The 1933-nt window shown below is 56.1% G+C and carries 1 rRNA gene; it reads right to left on the reverse strand.

The features are described 5' to 3' along the window. Positions 1-290: 290 nt before the first annotated feature. Positions 291-1816, reverse strand: a 16S ribosomal RNA gene (locus tag QRN07_RS19650). Positions 1817-1933: the final 117 nt, after the last annotated feature.

Genomic DNA, 1933 nt, shown 5'->3' on the forward strand with positions numbered 1-1933 from the left:
AGCCCCGCACCAGCCAAAAAGACCAGCCACGGAACCACCCCGGTCCTGTTGCCTCAGGACCCAACAGTGTGCCATACACTACCCAGCAACCACAGACCATCATCGTTCCTGAACCACCCCCGAAGGAGTAACCCGTACTAAACCATGGTTCGTGCCACCAGGCACCTATTTGCTGATATTCCACCCTTGAGCACCCGCCGCAGAACAATCGTCTGCGCAACGGGCCTTTACTCCTGACAACCCCCACCCACCACATACATGACAGATGAAGGACTGTAGGTGCTCCTTAGAAAGGAGGTGATCCAGCCGCACCTTCCGGTACGGCTACCTTGTTACGACTTAGTCCCAATCGCCAGTCCCACCTTCGACAGCTCCCTCCCACAAGGGGTTAGGCCACCGGCTTCGGGTGTTACCAACTTTCGTGACTTGACGGGCGGTGTGTACAAGGCCCGGGAACGTATTCACCGCAGCGTTGCTGATCTGCGATTACTAGCGACTCCGACTTCATGGGGTCGAGTTGCAGACCCCAATCCGAACTGAGACCGGCTTTTTGGGATTAGCTCCACCTCACAGTATCGCAACCCTTTGTACCGGCCATTGTAGCATGCGTGAAGCCCAAGACATAAGGGGCATGATGATTTGACGTCGTCCCCACCTTCCTCCGAGTTGACCCCGGCAGTCTCCTATGAGTCCCCACCATCACGTGCTGGCAACATAGAACGAGGGTTGCGCTCGTTGCGGGACTTAACCCAACATCTCACGACACGAGCTGACGACAACCATGCACCACCTGTGAACCAACCCCAAAGGGGAAGAACTGTCTCCAGTCCGGTCTGGTCCATGTCAAGCCTTGGTAAGGTTCTTCGCGTTGCATCGAATTAATCCGCATGCTCCGCCGCTTGTGCGGGCCCCCGTCAATTCCTTTGAGTTTTAGCCTTGCGGCCGTACTCCCCAGGCGGGGCACTTAATGCGTTAGCTACGGCGCGGAAAACGTGGAATGTCCCCCACACCTAGTGCCCAACGTTTACGGCATGGACTACCAGGGTATCTAATCCTGTTCGCTCCCCATGCTTTCGCTCCTCAGCGTCAGTTAATGCCCAGAGACCTGCCTTCGCCATCGGTGTTCCTCCTGATATCTGCGCATTTCACCGCTACACCAGGAATTCCAGTCTCCCCTACATCACTCTAGTCTGCCCGTACCCACCGCAGATCCGGAGTTGAGCCCCGGACTTTCACGGCAGACGCGACAAACCGCCTACGAGCTCTTTACGCCCAATAATTCCGGATAACGCTTGCGCCCTACGTATTACCGCGGCTGCTGGCACGTAGTTAGCCGGCGCTTCTTCTGCAGGTACCGTCACTTTCGCTTCTTCCCTACTGAAAGAGGTTTACAACCCGAAGGCCGTCATCCCTCACGCGGCGTCGCTGCATCAGGCTTGCGCCCATTGTGCAATATTCCCCACTGCTGCCTCCCGTAGGAGTCTGGGCCGTGTCTCAGTCCCAGTGTGGCCGGTCACCCTCTCAGGCCGGCTACCCGTCGTCGCCTTGGTAAGCCATTACCTCACCAACAAGCTGATAGGCCGCGAGTCCATCCAAAACCACAAAAAGCTTTCCACCCCCCACCATGCGATGAGGAGTCATATCCGGTATTAGACCCAGTTTCCCAGGCTTATCCCAGAGTCAAGGGCAGGTTACTCACGTGTTACTCACCCGTTCGCCACTAATCACCCCAGCAAGCTGGAGGTCATCGTTCGACTTGCATGTGTTAAGCACGCCGCCAGCGTTCATCCTGAGCCAGGATCAAACTCTCCGTTGAAGTAAAAACAAAAACAGACACAACCACCAACCCCGGAAACACGGGACAAAATGGCTGCACAAAATTCGAAACCAGCTGTAAAAACCAGACAACACCACAGGGGCGGCATCATCCAGC

This window comes from Pseudarthrobacter sp. MEB009, from assembly GCF_030208875.1.
Taxonomy (GTDB): domain Bacteria; phylum Actinomycetota; class Actinomycetes; order Actinomycetales; family Micrococcaceae; genus Arthrobacter.